Here is a 16,772-nt window from a genome sequence, read left to right as displayed (position 1 = left end):
TTTTCAGTATTTCCTGCAGTCTGTTTGCCCATGATCATCAACTTCAATATGATTCATTGGTAGAAGTTCATTTTTCTGCAGCAAAACAATTAATGGATAAAAAAGATTACAACGGTGCGCATAATGAATTTAAAGAACTGTTTAAACTTCAAAGCACCATTCCGGATGATGCCGCATACTACTATGGCTTAAATCAGTATTACAGAAAAAATTATAAACTCGCACAACAGGGATTCGAAAAATACATGAAACTGCGTGGCGAAAAAGGCCAATACTTTGACAGTTCCTTTTTTTATCTGGCAAAATCCCAGTGCATGGAAAAAGGATATGTCGAAGAAAAACAGGAATGCAGTTTATGCCACGGCACTTCCCATTCAAAAGTCAAATGCACCAAGTGCAAGGGTGTAGGTAAGGAATACTGCAGCGTATGTTCAGGTTCAGGTGTGGTCATCTCCAGGAATGCCATGGGTGACAGTTACCAGAAATGTTATAAATGCGAAGGCACCGGTATCACATTATGTAGTGTCTGCAAGGGAACTACTTTCCAGGACGGCGATTGTCCGCAGTGCAAAGGACAAGGATTTGTGCTGATCCAAAAAGAATGCAAATAAAACAGAAGTATTCAGGCATGTGTACTGAAAATCCCCTCAGGAATTTGTGCCAATATAAAAATAACCGTCAGATTAAAAATAAACAGAATGCAGTCTACCAGTAAACCAATGATCAGCGAGGGCTTTCTGATTGCCATGCTCGCTGCAATCAATTTTACACACATCATGGACTTTGTAATCATGGCACCATTGAGTGCTACGTTAAAGATTGCAATGTCAATCTCAACAAAAGAGTTTGGTTATTTAGTTTCGATCTACACATTTGCAGCAGCAACAGGCGCGCTGATCGCATTTTTTAAGATTGATAAATACGACAGGCGTACAGCGATCATATTTGTATATTCCGGTTTTATCATTGCCAATATACTTTGTGCCATAGCGCCGCAATATAAATTCTTTATGCTGGCGCGTTTGTTTGCCGGTTTGTTTGGTGGTGTATTGAACGTGCTGATCATGTCGGTGATTGGTGATGTTATTCCTATGCAACGCAGGGGTAAAGCTACAGGCATGGTTATGGCAGCATTTTCTGCTGCATCGGTGATTGGTATTCCAAGCGGTTTAATATTAGCGGATTTGTTTGATTACCATGCGCCATTCTGGTTACTTTCCATATTAAGCGCACTTGTAGGAATTACCTTGCTGCTAAAATTCCCGTCTATTCAAAGTCATATGGAAACGGAAGGCAACAGAACGCCGCCACTGGAAATTCTCAAAGAGTTTGTAACGAACCAAAATGTATTGCGGGCGCTGCTGTTTATTTTCTTATTGATGATAGCCGGATTTTCGGTGGTTCCTTTTATCAGTGATTACCTGGTAAACAACGTAGGCTTAAGCACGAAAGAACTGAAGTACGTGTATTTGTGCGGCGGGCTTGCAACGGTTGTCAGCAGTATCCTGATCGGACGATTAACGGATAAACTTGGTAAGGTTAAAACATTCGTGATGGCAGCATTTGTTTCCATTATACCGATTGCAAGTGTAACTGTATTGCCTCCATTGCCATTGAAGTATGTATTGATGTTCAATGTAGTTTTCTTTATGTGCTTCGGTGCGCGTTTTGTACCCGCCATGACCTTGATGACTTCCTGTGTGCAGCCTAAGCGCCGCGGTAGCTTTTTGAGTATCAGCTCGGCAATCCAGCAGCTGGCCTCAGGTGTTGCGGTTATGATCGCATCGTTTATCATTGTAAATGACGCAAAAGGGGCACTGTATAATTTTGGCTGGGTAGGTGTGGTAGCATGTACCGCCACGGTATTAAGCATTATTGTATCTCTGCGTCTTAAAGAAGTATCCTAGATTATTTACATGGCAGCTGTTTCTCATTGGATCAAAGCTTTCCGCCTGCGTACATTACCGCTGGCACTTTCAAGCATCGGTATGGCAGGCTTTCTGGCTTACCAGCACCAGGCTTTCCATACAAGCGTATTTGTGTGGTGTGTGCTTACAACTTTATTCCTGCAGATTTTATCCAATCTTGCGAACGACTACGGAGATTTCATGAACGGTGCAGACGGTGCACACCGGGTTGGTCCGGAGCGGGCCGTACAAAGCGGTGCCATAAGTATCGGTGAAATGAAAATAGCCATTATACTTTTTTCCGTGTTAAGCTTTGTAGCAGGCATCACCTTGCTGTATCAGGTGCGCAGTCTGTTGAGCTTTAATATCCTGGGCGGTTTCCTGATCGTTGGTCTGCTGGCTATTGCAGCAGCTGTAACCTATACTTCCGGCGACAAGCCCTATGGATATGCAGGTTTAGGAGATATTTCCGTATTTGTATTCTTTGGTTTTGTAGCTGTATGCGGAACGTACTTCCTGCAGGCAGGCGGAATCAGCATGGATGTGCTTTTGCCGGCTATCACCTGCGGACTGCTTTCAACAGGCGTGCTGAATGTCAATAACCTCCGGGATATTGATTCTGACAGGCTGGTTGGCAAAAAGTCAATCCCTGTACGTATCGGTTCTCAAAAAGGAAAATTATACCACCTGACGCTGATCAGCCTGGCATGGGTTGCTGCAACTGTGTATGCAGTGCTGCACATGACTTCCTTATTCAACTTTTTATATCTGCTGACCTTGCCGCTGTTCATAAAACACCTCCTGCAGGTATTTAAAACCAAAGAACCGCGCCTGCTAGATCCTTATTTGAAACAATTGGCTTTGAGTACCTTACTTTTTGTTATAACTTACGGTATTGGAATTTCGTATTTTTAAAGATTATGATAGAATCTAAGGTTGTTGTACTGGTTCGTACCACACATTCCATCGCGAAAGCGGCCGCGGAAAAATTCTGCGACAAAGGCTATCGGGTTGTATTGTGGGAAGACATCAATACAAAAGTAGATGAGAGTATTTTAGCATCCTGCAAATTGCGCAAAGGATCCTGTGTAGTTGAAAGCTTTGATTTCAGCGTGCAGGATAATTTTGAAAAAGCAGCAGTGCATGTGATTAAAAACTATGGCCGGATTGATATCCTGGTGAACAACCCTAAATTATCACCGGTATCTAAAGTTCCTAATCTCTCTACGGAAGCCTGGCATGAAACCATCGACGCAAACCTGTCTGTATTCCTGAATGCAATCAGCGTCGTCGCTCCGTTTATGCAGCAGCAGAAAGCCGGAAGCATCATCAACTGTTGTCTGCCGCTGCGGATCCACGATAGTCTAACCGACAGGCATTACGATGGCATACGTGAAGGAGTAAAAGGGATTACACAACTGTGGGCGCGCGAACTGGGGCAAAGCGGTATCAATGTAAATACCGTTATTCCGGGTTATATAGAAGAAGATAATCTACCGCTGGCAGATTCTGCTGAGCTTACACAATTCAGATTAAAAATTCCTGTCAGACGTTTTGCAAAAGCCATTGATATTGTAAACGCCTATTCATTTTTAGTGACCGACGAAGCCTCTTATGTAACGGGTTCTGAGCTGGTGGTTGATGGCGGTGTGCGTATATAAAAAGTTTCTAGTTTCCAGGTACTAGTTTCCAGACCTGAAGCATTCAATGAAATTTTCTCTCTGGCGCTAGACTTAGCGAAGCGAGTCTAGTGACGTTTATTGTCAATCTTACCAGATGATGAAGTAATTCGAATTATACTATGGTAAAACATTTAATTATACTGACATTTTTCCCAGTATTGATTAGCTGTGGGAGCGGTTCTTCGATGAAGACTAAGCAAATAAATACTGATTCTCTCAAGCAAGAAAATGCTATAAGGTCTAATGCTATGCAAGATACTCTTCTTGTAAAAAAATGGCTAACGCAAGTCATTACAGATTATGTAAATAGTGATGACTCAAAAGTTGCTTATGATTCTTTACGGACAAAATTAACTGAAGACTACTATAATTATAAATACGAAGCAATTACTTTAGAATACAGTGAAATGACTGAAAAAGAATTTCACGAGAAATGGAAAACAAAATACCAGACTAAATATGTCGGTACCGGAGGTTTTTTTACTCCAGTCATTGATAACGGTACTATTGAGATTATTGGTTGTAATGTTTTAAAATCTTTTGGGGATTCTTGTATGATTTTTTACACAGCGTTTCGGGACTTACGTTGGAAAACAGATTATCTATTTGATGTTAAAGTTATTTCTAGGAATAATAAACTTCTTATTGACGACGTAAAAGAATATAAATAATACAGCGAGCCTTGTATTTTAATATTTGAGAGATTTTTTAATGCTATTCTCTCTGGCGCTAGACTTAGCGAAGCGAGTCTAGTGACTTTTATTTCTGCAGTCTTTGACTGCTTTTTTCATTTTTTATTCTCGCATACTAAAAGCATTTCAGATTCTCTCAACGCACCTATTTTTTTTCTCGCTCAATAATGGTTATTTGCAGTTCAATACCATACAGCTTATGAAACATTTTGTCGCTGCTCAATCGTTGATTCGTGCAGGAGTTATTTTTGAAAAGAAGATTGAAGGTCAGGAATTGATTTTTGTACGTTCGGAAGATACGATCAGAGCTTACACCGGAATCTGTCCGCACCAGGGTGCAAAACTATCCAATGGCATTATTGAAAACGACAGCATTGTGTGTCCGTTGCACCGCCGTTCGTTTGCGTGTAAAAATGGTTATGATATAAAAGCACATACATTACTGAAATCTTATGCCGTAACAACTGAAGGCGAAGATGTATACGTGGAAATTCCTGTAGAAAATAGTGTACATGTTAATGAACAAGTGTGCCCTCGTGAAATACAGGATTTACCGCAACCGAAAGGCTTGCCTGTCTTAGGAAATCTGGCAGAATTTAAAGCAGGGAATAAACCTGCGGTGCTGGAAAAATGGTCCGGCGAGTGTGGCCCGTTATTCAGGATCAGTTTAATGGGGAAGAAGTTTGTTGTATCCACCGATCCCGATTTCAACATTCAATTATATAAAAACCGCCCCGATAAATTCCGTCGCTTTGGCAAGATTGATGAGATCATGGCAGAGATGGGCATTAACGGGGTGTTCAATGCCGAAGGTGAACAATGGAAGACACACCGCAAGCTTACCGCAGAGGCGCTGAATGCGCGCAATGTGCAGGGATTTTTTGGTACGATTCAGGAAGTGACCAATCGGTTATTGCACCGTTGGCAGCAGAAGGCGATGAACGCAAACTCAATAGTAGATGTGCAGAAAGAACTGATGCGTTTTACTGTTGATATTACAACGAAGATTGCATTCGGGTATGACACACATTCATTAGAAAAGGAACACGATCCGTTACAGCAGTACCTTGAAAAGATTTTTCCTGCCATCAATAAACGCATCACAAGTCCGGTTCCGTTCTGGCGCATCCTGAAATCGAAAGAAGATAAAGCGCTGGATGCTTCGCTGAAATCACTGGAACAAACGATTTCGCAGTTCATCCAAAAAGCGCGGGAAGAAGTAGCCGCGCATCCTGAATTAAAAACGAATCCTGAAAACTTTTTACAGGCTTTGCTGGCAGAGCAGGAGAAGTCCGGAGCAATTTCAGATAAAGAAATTTACGGTAATGTCTTTATCTTACTGTTGGCAGGCGAGGATACAACTTCCAACTCCATTGCCTGGGTCTTGTTTTATCTGTTGCAGCACCCGACTGCATTTGAAAAGCTGCGGAAGGAAGTCGATGCAGTGTTAGGTTCCAATGCAGTGATCGGAGATGCAGAACATTTATCAGCCTTAAAATATACCGAAGCTGTAGCCATGGAAACATTGCGTATCAAGCCTGTTACCCCGACGCTGTTTCTGGAATCTCTGGAAGATCAGCGTATAAATGGTTTACTTTTAAAGAAAGGTACAACTGTAATGATGCAAAGTAAAGTGGCGCAAACCAGCGATGCATATTTTACCGATGCAGACCACTTTATGCCTGAACGCTGGCTCGCTGGTGCAAACATGCCTCTGCACAATACAGATGTATTCCGTACTTTTGGCGCGGGACCGCGATTCTGTCCGGGTAAGAATCTTGCCTTGCACGAAATGAAAATGGCGCTCTCGATGATTGTAAAAAACTTTGATCTGAAGCTTGCGGTACCTGTTGCTGAAGTAAAGGAACGATTTGCTTTCACTTTATTTCCGGAGAATCTGATGATCGAAATTTTACCACGTAAATAATCATTTTAACTCAGGCAAATATGAAAGATGTACTTAATAAATTCAAGTTTAAAGGCGAGCCGGTTGTGATCAATGCACCTGCAGAGTTGAAAAATGATATCGCTGCACTTGGCTTTGCTACAACATTTGATAAGAAAGTCAAAAGTGCCAATACGCTCTTCTTTGTAAACAACCAAAAAGAATTTGTAAACTTTCTGAATAAAAATCTGGACAATGTTGAATTTGATGGTGTGCTGTGGTTTGCTTACCCGAAAGGAACATCAGGTATCAAGACGGATGTGAATCGTGATTCGTTGTGGGCAACAGGCGAGGAGTACGGCATTACTTCCGTGGCGGCTATTTCAATCAACGATGTGTGGAGCGCGCTGCGTTTCCGTCCAGTTGATAGGGTGGGGAAGAAGTAAAAAATTACTTTATATTGATATAGGTTTGCACGCCGTTTTCAGCAGCTAAAAATTCTTTTGTTCTGGTATCATAAAACACTTCACTGTATTTAATGTGCAGGATAATTTTTCTGCTCGCATCAATCACACCGATTAAATTATTTTCTTTCACCTTGAACAGATTCGGTGTCAACTCTACAATGGATTGGTAGCGGGGCGAAATGATTTCTTTTCCATTCGCATTCGCAATACCATTCAGATTATTTTTTACCAATACATAATTACCGCCCTTAGTTGGTATGATAGAAGAGTAACCTTCCGGCGTTAAAATTTTTCCGGATGCATGGATCAGATAATAAATCCCTTGTTCTTTAATGATCGCAACACCATTCTTGAAAGCACTGATGTATTCATAATATGGTTGAGCCACCCAGCCTTCTGATTTATTGATGATGCCCCACTTGCCGTTTAGCAGCACCACAGCTACATCATTGCTGAAAGGTCGTACCTGGTCGTATTGTGGCGCTACCCGGATCTCGCCGCGGTTATCAATGAAGCCATACTTGCCATTGCTGTACTTCATAATGGCCATCTCATCGTGGAAGCCTTCCAGCGATACTATTTTGCGATCAACAGAATAGGTTCTGCCACCGATCTGTAATACTTTCCAGATTTTATCTTTGTAGATGCTGATGGTTTTCAGGCTTGAGCCAATTTGAATATCAGCATATTGTAAAGGTAGAATCGTTTCACCTTTTGTATTGATCAAACCGTATTTCGTTCCTTTTTTTGTTTTGATGAATGTTTCGTTGACAGGAATGATCTCGGTGCTGGCATCAATGGTATAGTTGTAGGTTTTGTCCTGCAAGGGACTCAGCTTAAGCAAGCCAATGGAATATAAATATACATCCTGATGATTCAGTACAACATCACCCACTTTGTTGATTACCAGTTGTTCGCCGTTCCTTTCTACCCGGCACAAACCTTCATAGAAATCCGATACATGAGTATAAGAGAAGGGAATTACCTGTTCACCTTTTTCATTGATAAAGCCCCAAAGGTTTGAATTGGATTTGACGGCCATCAATCCATTCGATAATTCGTGGTAATCAATAATGGTTTCGTTGTAGATAGGAGTGCCTGTATAATCAAAGAGTCGCCAGTGTTTGAAAGAACTGTTGCCAAAAATCAAAGCTGCATAGATCATCAGCGAATCCATGCGGATGATATCATATTTAGGGTCAAGGATCCAGTCTTCCGCACCGATTTTTTTTACACCCCAGCGATTATTTTTTCTGGTCGCTGCAAAATTTTCTACAATGTCGCCAATGTCTTCACAGGTATTCGTTAAAGCGATCGTGCCGTTTTTCTGAAGCAAGCCATGCCAGCCATTCTGATTGTAATCCAACAGATCCGTTTGTGTAAATGTAACGGAGTCGTACTCATAGCTTACCTTCTTTTCACCTGTCGGCGAGAAAAGTCCCCAGTTGTTGAAGCGCGTGCCGCGCACTTGTTTAGGCGAAAGCGATTCTACGTTTTTGTATTCAAAGGGTACCAGCGTTGTGTTTTCAAGCGTGATCATACCCCACTTGCCGGCTTTTTGAACAAAGAGCTGTTTGCCTTTATTTGTAAACCTGAAATTGTTGTACAGGCAAGGAATGGTTAATTTATTTTCTGCAGAACAGAAACCCCAGTTGCCGGCTGCATTCTGAACAGGAGTTAAGTTAAACTGCTGCTGAATGATTCTTTTGTATTCGAATGGGATGAGCGTTTTTCCTTTGTGATCAATCGTGCCAAAAAGCTGGTTGATTACAACAATAGCCGATCCGTTGTAAAAAGGGTCAGCTACACTGTCGTAGCGCGCGGGTATGATTATTTTACCGGACTTATCTTTAAAGCCGACTTTTACTTGCCCGTTCTTGCTTTCTTTAAACGTCGTCAGTCCTTCATGATACTGGATCGTCTGGGCGCCTGCAATAAACAACGTATGCAGGAATAAACATGTCAGAAGAATTCGCAGCATGGGTTATTGTTTAGGAATCACAAACAACAGCGGTGTCTGGATAATGTATTTTAAAAGTAAACAGTTATTTGTACTGTCGTATATAAACTGATCGTAGACTGGTTTGCAGATGATGGTTCTGTCTTTTGCAATCAAACCATATAAGCCTTCCGTTTTATATACCAGCACGTCTGCTTGTGTGTCCAGTAAATATTGGTACATAGGCGGAATGATTTCTCTGCCGTCGATGTCACATAAGCCGGTAAGTCCTTTGTTGTATACATACCATTTTCCGCTTACCGTTTGTTTGATACTGTCGTAATTTACCGAGTTGATATTCTTACCTTCCTTATTAATGAACATCCATTTTTTGCCGTCATACACAGCGGCGGCGCCATTGGCGAAAGGCAGGGCTTTGGTATAATAAGGCTGCACGGTCATTTGTTCCCGCTTGGTAACATATCCCCATTTATTTTTCATGCGTATCGCAGCCATGTTATCATGCCAGTCTGTAATCGTATCATACTGGTGCGCGATCTTAACATTTCCTATGGTGTCGCAGTAGCCGTACTTGCCAACTTTTCTATAGAGATAAAGGTAATCACTCTGATGAAAGATGGTATCAAAGTTGATGCGCATTTTCATCGTATCGTAATCGAACTTGTCAATAACCGCCGCGCAATGATTTGTTCCTACAGGAACAAAGGGTTTAACAGCGTTTTCGTAATGAAAGCCGGAGTAGTTTCTGAAAAACATACTACCGTTTCTGTAAATATTCCAGCCATGGCCAGCAGCAATCTTTAAAGAGTCGCAGTTCAGCTTGCTGAATATTTTTTCACCGGTGTTTTTATAGATGTCCCACGCATTGAATAATATTGCATTGTATACAGAATCGTTTGAGTGAATCAATTCCTTGAAAGGAGAGGAAATGAAGCTGCCGCAATTGACATGCAGCAGTTTATATTCTTCAGCAACGGAGGTAAGAATAAACAGTGTATCAATAAATTTGTAGGTGTCAAGCGGAGCAGAGAATTTTTGAGCGGCGCTGTTGTACAGCATTTTTTTACCGCGTACATGTATGATATATAAGCTACCGGAAATATATTCAATGGCAGATGCACGGATAGAGACAATCTTTTTCGTTCGTGCATTATGTATAACGACATTGCGTGAAAAAAATCTCCGGCCAACCAGGTATTCCGTGCAGATAAACTCATCTTTGGCAGCTGCTGTGATTGAATCGTATTGAAAAGGAATAACCAGCTTGTTTGCAAAGACAACACCTGAACGTTTCCTGATTACATTGCCAAGGGTGTCGGTAATAGAAACGATGCAGTAAGGAGTTGTAAAAGATTTCTTTTTTAACGCAGCAGCAAAAAGCTGTTCGGAAGAGAAGCGTCTGTAGTCAGCAGTATTTGCCTGTAAAAGAGTTTTCTTAAGAAAAGCTGAATCAACGGAGATTTGGGTACTTGTATCCGTTTGTGCCTGAGATATAAGTATTGCAGAGACACATAAAAAAAATGTTAAGAGGAAACGGATATGTCTTCCTCTAGTCACGCAGGATCTGTTCAGATTGTTTCTCCAGATTGAATAAGTCATTCAATACATCAATCAATGTTTCCGCTTCACCGCGTTTGCACGCAGCTTTTAATTGAAGTACCGGAAGTTTAATGATTTTCTGCATGATGCTCTTCGTGATCTCATCTACCTTTTTCGCTTCTTCATCATTCAGCTGTTTCACAAAGCGCGAAAGTTCTTCTTTGCGAATCTGCTCAAGTGCATTTTTAAGTTTATTGATGGTAGGGGATACTTCCATTTCTTTAGACCATTCGTTGAATTCAACAATAGAATCAAGAATGATCTTACGCACATGTGGGATGGCGTTTAACCTGTTTTCAAGCGCTTCGTTTGAACGGTTCTGAATATGATCAATATCATAAACGATAACACCTGGAACTTCTTCCGCACGTGCATCTACGCTCCGTGGTACAGACAGGTCAATAAAGTATTTATGTGAAAGAATAGAAAGGCTTTCTATTTCTTCTTTTGAAAACAAAGGTTCTTCTTTTGCAACAGAACTGATCACCAGATCTGCTTTGCTTACAGCTTCCCAAAGTGTCTCAAACGGCACGTGTTCAATACCGCATTCCAATGCCAGAGCTTCAGATTTTAGCGGAGAACGGTTGGTAAGCGTAATATTTTTAAAGGAAGTATTTGCTTTGAAATTTCTGCACACATCAGCGCCGATTTCACCTAAACCTACAATCAGAATGTTTGCATTCGGCGTAGCGCTTAATAATTCTTCCGCCAGTTCAACCGTAGCATAAGATACAGATGCTGCTCCGTCGCGGAACGCTGTTTCCTGCACCACACGTTTGTTGGTAAAGAAGATTGTATGCATCAAACGGTGCAAGAACGGACCTGCAAGATTCAGGTCGGCACTCCACTGATAGGCGAACTTAACCTGGTTCACGATCTGCATATCGCCCACAACCTGCGAGTCAAGGCCAATGCCTACTTCAAACAAATGCAAGACGGCATCTGCCTGGTCGTTGTATATTTCAAAAAAGGATTTTTGATCAATCAGAGAAGGGATGTTTTTTTCAACCCCAAGCAACTTAATAATATCGTCGCTTAAATCTTCGTTGGAAGTGTAGTATATTTCAGTGCGGTTACATGTAGAAAGAACAAGTAATTCGGCTGTTTCTGTGAAATCCTTAATCTTTTGCATTAAGTTTTTGCACTCTGCCTCATTTAATGCTACACGCTCACGGATTTCAAGCGGGGCTTTTCTATATGTTAAACTGATGGATTTGAAATTCGAAATCATACTGCTTCTTTCCTCAAAGGACTGTAAATTTACGCCTAAACACCGATTCTTGGAATATTCTTGTAATAAAATCAGTAATTTATAATCGTTACAAATAAAACAGTATTTTCGTTCTTATGGACATATATAAGTTAAACTTTAGGATTAAATGGATCATTGTTTTATTGGGAATAATTGTTATAGCTGGTTCTCTGGTATATACAGATTATCTGGCCAAACGCCTGGTAGAACGTGAAAAAAGACTTATTGACTTATATGCGAAGGCATTAGAAACTGCAGCGAATGAGCAGCCAGGCGGTAACATGGCCTTCTTATCCGAACAGATCATTAATGCAAATACCTCTGTACCTGTTATTTTGTCTGACGAAGCGGGGGAACCCTTAAGTTCCAAAAATATTGAATTACCGGGTAAATTCACTCAAAAACAGGAAGATGAATTTCTAAAGAAGCAGATCCGGATCATGGCCGACCAGCATGCTCCGATAGAGATTGAATTTTACGGAATGAAGAATTATATCTATTACAAAGATTCGGATATCCTGACCATGCTGCGCTACTATCCTTATATTCAGCTTACAGCGATCGTATTTTTAAGTCTGGTGGGTTATGTGGCCTTTAATTACAGCAAAAAGGCCGAGCAAAGTAAGGTTTGGGTTGGATTGGCAAAAGAAACGGCTCATCAGCTGGGCACGCCGCTTTCTTCTCTTTTCGCGATCCGGGATTATTTTAAAGAAATAGAGCCATTTAAAGATGATCCGATGACGGAAGAGCTAGCCAAGGATATTGATCGTTTAAATGTTATTACAGCGCGCTTTTCGCAAATAGGTCTTGAAGGCAAACTCAACAATGAAATTGTAGCCAATGTAGTTGAGGAAAATATAGATTATTTAAAATCACGTACCTCTTCATATGTGGAGTATTCCATGACAGACCATACCAATGGCGCATCTGCGGTGATGAATATTTCGCTTGTCGGCTGGGTCATTGAAAATATCTGTAAGAATGCCATTGACGCCATGGATGGGCGCGGCAGTATACAGATTTCGATTTCCGCAATAAAAAATAATATTTGTATTGATATTAAAGATTCAGGAAAGGGTATTCCGAAGAATAAAATAAAATCAATTTTTAAGCCCGGCTTTACTACGAAAAAACGTGGCTGGGGCTTAGGGCTTACGTTGGTAAAAAGAATTGTGGAGGAATACCATGGCGGCAAGGTATATGTGCTGCAAAGCGGGATTGATAAAGGAACGACGTTCAGGATTGAATTGAAAGGAAGTATTTAGTACGGAATACAGAGTACTAAGTACCATAAAAAACAACAGATGTGTTATAGTTAAATGAAGTACAAAAAGAAGGCTTCGAATATCTCGAAGCCTTCTTTTTGTACTCTGTACTCAATACTTAGTACTCTGTACTTACAACGTACTCGGGTCAAACTTACCTACCCATAAGCCTTTTTCAGATTTGGTTTCTCCGATGAAAATGATTTTAGAATTATTTTCAATGTAAACCAATGGAAAATCTTCATTCAGGAAATATTCGCCGTTGCCATATTGTTCAATTTTTACAAAAGAACCTTTTGTTGCATCCAGCTTAATCACGCGTGGGTATTTCAGCGGGCGGCATTCTGTTGTTTTTACAGTACCACTCGTTTCAGAAACACATTTGGTAGAATGTGGCACAAATTGCATCCAATAGATGAAACTAGGGTCTTTACCTTCAAATATTGTACTGCTAGACGGATAAAAACGTGCATCTGCAACTCCGCCGCCAATGATTGCACCTTTACGTGAGTCGTCATCTATACCGAAAGAATTCTGTAGCACGCCTTTCTGGTCAAATTGAAATAAATACAAGTCAGTATAAATAAGCGGCCCATCCTGCTGTGTTTTAAAATCCTGTGCGATAATATAAATCTGTCCTTCCGATCCGATTGTCAGGTCGCGGATATCAACTTTTTTGCCGTTATAAACAGAAAGTTTTTTCTGATCTTCCGGTTTACGGGCTTTAGCAGTAAATTCTTCAATAGAAGTAACGCTGACAAAGTCAGAACCGGTGGCATTCACACGCACCAATTGGAAGTCAGTGAATTTCGCGGCTTCATTTGGAAAATAAGCCAGGTCATAATATTTCTTTGCAACATCTTTGGCATAACCCGGGCCATATAAATAAATTTTTGAACCATCGATTACCGAGCCTGTGATTGTCCATGTATGCGCTTTTGTTGTAAATTTGGATTGGCTGACAATTTTACCTTCAGGTGAAATTCTTAATACGGTATATTGCGTAGGATCTGCAGCCTGGAATTTCCCTAATCCCGCACCGCCCATAGGTGCAAGTACAACAACCCAGTCTGCCTGTTCAGCATCCGGATTTTTTTCATCTGTAACAGGTGCGGAGTAAAGAAGTTTGTGTGGGCTGCCTAAGTCGACAGTTATATCCGATAATATCTGCAGGCTACCATTTACTCTAAAAATATGGTGTTTTTGAAAGTGCAGGTAAGGGTCTTTGGATGCATTTCCTTTTTCACCTGCCAATGCTACAATATCGCCATTAGAGTCATTTTCATAATGGCTGATGTAATACATGTTTTTGCCGTTCTCACCTTCAAACTTTAATTTCTCAAGTGTTTTAGTTGTTTTTTTGTATTTCAGTAAAAACCAGTTCCAGGAATAGGTTACTTGTTTCTTTTTGATAACGAATGTACCAGTAAGGTTTGGAGATGCTGTAAGCCCTTCTACAACATAGGCCTCACCCTTATATTTAAACCAGGAATATTTTTCTTTTGCTTTTGTTAGTTCAATTTCATCAACAACATCTGATTTTAAATTCAGATCATAATCAAATGTATACCTTTCAAATTTTACTTTTGAATTGGTAGACTTTGTTACATAGGTAACAGCTACTTCACGTGTCTGGTCATTTCGTTCAACATTTCCAATATAACCACGATTGGCTTTGCCTGAAATGTCGACCGTTTTTTCTGCTGCTAATTGCTGTCCGTTTACCTGCTGTAAAGTAAAAAGCCCGGTAAATAATAAGGCGAGTAAGGATTTTTTCATAGGGATAAAATATTGATAAAGTGATATTTTAAAATTCATAAGAGATACATACGCATATATGTTGCCGGTAGTTTTTTTAAAAATAATATTTCATGATAATTTTTATTTTTACGTATTTTTACGTACGTTGAAATAAGCGTTTGCTTTAAACATAAATGTTAAAGAAATTCTGCGAAATCATGGTAAAGTTCAAAAAAGGACAGATATAGAAAATAATTGAATAAAGTTTTTCACGAATTAGGAATAATATCTTTTGCTTCTTTGGCTTTGAAATAATAATACCCTATTTTTGCAGTCGCAAATTTTGAAATAAGATCGTTTCTATAATACGCAATTCATGGCAAATATTGGTAAAATAACTCAGATTATTGGTCCCGTTGTAGACGTAGGATTTGAAGGAGATTACAAGCTTCCTCAGATTTTAGATGCATTGGAAGTAGTTCGTCCGGATGGACAAAAAGTGATTCTTGAATGTCAGCAACATTTAGGAGAAGATCGTGTACGTACAATCGCGATGGACTCTACTGATGGTTTGATGAGAGGCATGGAAGTTAAAACATACGGTTCACCGATCTCAATGCCAATCGGCGAAGATATTCGTGGTCGTTTATATAACGTAGTTGGCGAAGGTATCGACGGTATTCCGTCTACTCAAGACAACAAGCGTATGTCTATTCACCGTTCAGCTCCAAAATTTGAAGATTTATCTACAAATACAGAAGTTTTATTTACAGGTATCAAAGTAATCGATTTGCTTGAGCCATATGTAAAAGGTGGTAAAATTGGTCTTTTCGGTGGTGCCGGTGTTGGTAAAACCGTATTGATCATGGAATTGATCAACAACATTGCGCAAGCATATGCAGGTCTTTCTGTATTTGCCGGTGTTGGTGAGCGTACGCGTGAAGGAAATGACTTACTTCGCGAGATGATTGAATCAAACGTAATCCGTTACGGTGAAGAGTTCAAGCATGCAATGGAAAAAGGTGAGTGGGACCTTTCTAAAGTAGATTCTAACGAATTATTAAAGTCTCAGGCTACATTGGTGTTCGGTCAGATGAACGAACCTCCTGGAGCAAGAGCAAGAGTTGCTTTGGCAGGTCTTACAGTAGCGGAATATTTCCGTGATGGAGATGGCCAGGGTCAATGTAGTGTTATCTTATTCTTCATTGATAATATTTTCAGATTTACACAGGCAGGTTCTGAAGTATCAGCCTTGTTAGGTCGTATGCCTTCTGCGGTAGGTTACCAGCCAACACTGGCAACTGAAATGGGTGCGATGCAGGAACGTATTACTTCTACAAAAAGAGGTTCTATCACTTCTGTACAGGCAGTTTACGTACCAGCGGATGACTTAACCGATCCGGCTCCGGCTACAACTTTCGCCCACCTGGATGCTACAACGGTATTGAACCGTAAAATTTCCGAATTAGGTATTTACCCTGCTGTAGATCCATTGGATTCTACATCCCGTATCTTAAGCCTTGAAATTCTTGGTGAAGAGCACTACTCTTGCGCACAACGTGTAAAAGAAATTTTACAGCGTTACAAAGAACTTCAGGATATTATTGCCATCCTTGGTATGGATGAATTATCTGAAGAAGATAAGCAGGTAGTATTAAGAGCCCGTCGTGTACAGCGTTTCTTGTCTCAGCCGTTCCACGTTGCTGAACAGTTCACTGGTCTTAAAGGTGAATTGGTTAACATCAAAGATACAATCAAAGGTTTCAACATGATCATGGATGGTAAATTAGATCACCTTCCTGAAGCAGCGTTCAACCTTGTTGGTACAATCGAACAGGCAATCGCTAAAGGTGAAAAACTGGTAGCGGATTCTACTAAAAAATAACAATACGTATCCCTTATTAAAAATCCGGTTGCAGAATAACTCTGTAACCGGTTTTAACCCCTCTGATACATGTATTTAGAAATACTTACCCCCGATCAAAAAGTTTTTAGTGGAGATATTACATCTGTACAGGTTCCCGGCATGTCTGGCAGCTTTGAGGTGTTAACAAATCACGCAGCTATTATTTCTACTTTGGAAAAAGGAGATGTAAAGATCCGTACTGCTAAAGAAGAAAAAGTATTTACAATCGACGGCGGCGTTGTTGAAGTATTACACGATAAAGTAATCGTTTTAGCAGAAGCTATTCTGTAATCCGGATACGATAAAGAAATAAAAAATCCCCTCTTTCAATTTGAAAGAGGGGATTTTTTATTTCTTCCGGTTGAATCTGCCAAAGGATTTTTTCATCATGCCGAAGAAAAATTCTTTTTCTCCGAG

The 16,772-nt window shown here is 40.4% G+C and carries 14 protein-coding genes; 10 read left to right on the top strand and 4 right to left on the bottom strand.

Translation table 11 applies throughout. From position 1 onward, the window contains the following. The 7 genes from ACTHJT_RS05855 to ACTHJT_RS05825 form a co-directional block, all read left to right on the top strand. Nucleotides 1-611: molecular chaperone DnaJ (locus ACTHJT_RS05855; protein ID WP_440237066.1), on the top strand; the 611-nt coding region annotated here is incomplete at its 5' end. An 87-nt stretch (nucleotides 612-698) separates the two neighbouring features. Beyond that, a complete protein-coding gene (locus tag ACTHJT_RS05850; RefSeq protein ID WP_440237065.1) occupies nucleotides 699-1,907 on the top strand; it encodes an MFS transporter in 1,209 nt (402 codons plus the stop codon). Between the two features lie 9 nt (nucleotides 1,908-1,916). After that, complete coding sequence (locus tag ACTHJT_RS05845) at nucleotides 1,917-2,822, top strand: 1,4-dihydroxy-2-naphthoate polyprenyltransferase (protein ID WP_440237064.1); 906 nt, start codon at nucleotides 1,917-1,919, stop codon at nucleotides 2,820-2,822. 5 nt (nucleotides 2,823-2,827) lie between these two features. Then, nucleotides 2,828-3,568, top strand: a complete 741-nt coding sequence (locus tag ACTHJT_RS05840; RefSeq protein ID WP_440237063.1) for an SDR family NAD(P)-dependent oxidoreductase — start codon at nucleotides 2,828-2,830, stop codon at nucleotides 3,566-3,568. 140 nt (nucleotides 3,569-3,708) lie between these two features. Beyond that, on the top strand, nucleotides 3,709-4,260 hold the full coding sequence (locus ACTHJT_RS05835) for a hypothetical protein (protein ID WP_440237062.1): 552 nt from the start codon (nucleotides 3,709-3,711) through the stop codon (nucleotides 4,258-4,260). Nucleotides 4,261-4,480: 220 nt separating this feature from the next. Next, nucleotides 4,481-6,208 (top strand): cytochrome P450, encoded by a 1,728-nt coding sequence (locus ACTHJT_RS05830; RefSeq protein WP_440237061.1) that lies wholly within the window; start codon nucleotides 4,481-4,483, stop codon nucleotides 6,206-6,208. Nucleotides 6,209-6,228: 20 nt separating this feature from the next. Further along, on the top strand, nucleotides 6,229-6,612 hold the full coding sequence (locus ACTHJT_RS05825; protein WP_440237060.1) for a hypothetical protein: 384 nt from the start codon (nucleotides 6,229-6,231) through the stop codon (nucleotides 6,610-6,612). Between the two features lie 4 nt (nucleotides 6,613-6,616). On the opposite strand, the gene ACTHJT_RS05820 is transcribed toward ACTHJT_RS05825, so the two are convergent. The 3 genes from ACTHJT_RS05820 to hemA are packed head-to-tail and all read right to left on the bottom strand — an operon-like array spanning nucleotide 6,617 to nucleotide 11,423. After that, complete coding sequence (locus ACTHJT_RS05820) at nucleotides 6,617-8,614, bottom strand: WG repeat-containing protein (protein ID WP_440237059.1); 1,998 nt, start codon at nucleotides 8,612-8,614, stop codon at nucleotides 6,617-6,619. A 3-nt stretch (nucleotides 8,615-8,617) separates the two neighbouring features. After that, nucleotides 8,618-10,192 carry a WG repeat-containing protein gene (locus ACTHJT_RS05815; RefSeq protein ID WP_440237058.1) on the bottom strand — a complete coding sequence of 525 codons (1,575 nt, stop codon included), beginning with the start codon at nucleotides 10,190-10,192 and terminating at the stop codon, nucleotides 8,618-8,620. After that, nucleotides 10,143-11,423 (bottom strand): glutamyl-tRNA reductase, encoded by a 1,281-nt coding sequence (gene hemA / locus ACTHJT_RS05810; RefSeq protein ID WP_440237057.1) that lies wholly within the window; start codon nucleotides 11,421-11,423, stop codon nucleotides 10,143-10,145. The genes ACTHJT_RS05815 and hemA overlap by 50 nt, the downstream gene beginning before the upstream one ends. Nucleotides 11,424-11,539: 116 nt before the next feature. Between hemA and ACTHJT_RS05805 the strand changes: the two genes are divergently transcribed. Then, nucleotides 11,540-12,709: a sensor histidine kinase gene (locus tag ACTHJT_RS05805; protein WP_440237056.1), complete on the top strand. Its 1,170-nt coding sequence runs from the start codon at nucleotides 11,540-11,542 to the stop codon at nucleotides 12,707-12,709. A gap of 132 nt (nucleotides 12,710-12,841) precedes the next feature. On the opposite strand, the gene ACTHJT_RS05800 is transcribed toward ACTHJT_RS05805, so the two are convergent. After that, nucleotides 12,842-14,488, bottom strand: coding sequence for a hypothetical protein (locus ACTHJT_RS05800; protein WP_440237055.1), 1,647 nt, complete (start codon nucleotides 14,486-14,488; stop codon nucleotides 12,842-12,844). 337 nt (nucleotides 14,489-14,825) lie between these two features. Here ACTHJT_RS05800 and atpD point away from each other — a divergent pair, with 337 nt between their 5' ends. Further along, complete coding sequence (atpD, locus tag ACTHJT_RS05795) at nucleotides 14,826-16,334, top strand: F0F1 ATP synthase subunit beta (RefSeq protein WP_440237054.1); 1,509 nt, start codon at nucleotides 14,826-14,828, stop codon at nucleotides 16,332-16,334. A gap of 69 nt (nucleotides 16,335-16,403) precedes the next feature. Beyond that, nucleotides 16,404-16,646, top strand: a complete 243-nt coding sequence (atpC, locus tag ACTHJT_RS05790; protein WP_440237053.1) for an ATP synthase F1 subunit epsilon — start codon at nucleotides 16,404-16,406, stop codon at nucleotides 16,644-16,646. The last annotated feature ends 126 nt before the right edge of the window (nucleotides 16,647-16,772 follow it).

The sequence above is a fragment of the Cytophaga sp. genome (assembly GCF_051961495.1).
In the GTDB taxonomy this organism is placed as follows: Bacteria; Bacteroidota; Bacteroidia; order Cytophagales; family Cytophagaceae; genus Cytophaga.
This window is presented reverse-complemented; position numbering and strand designations above follow the sequence as displayed.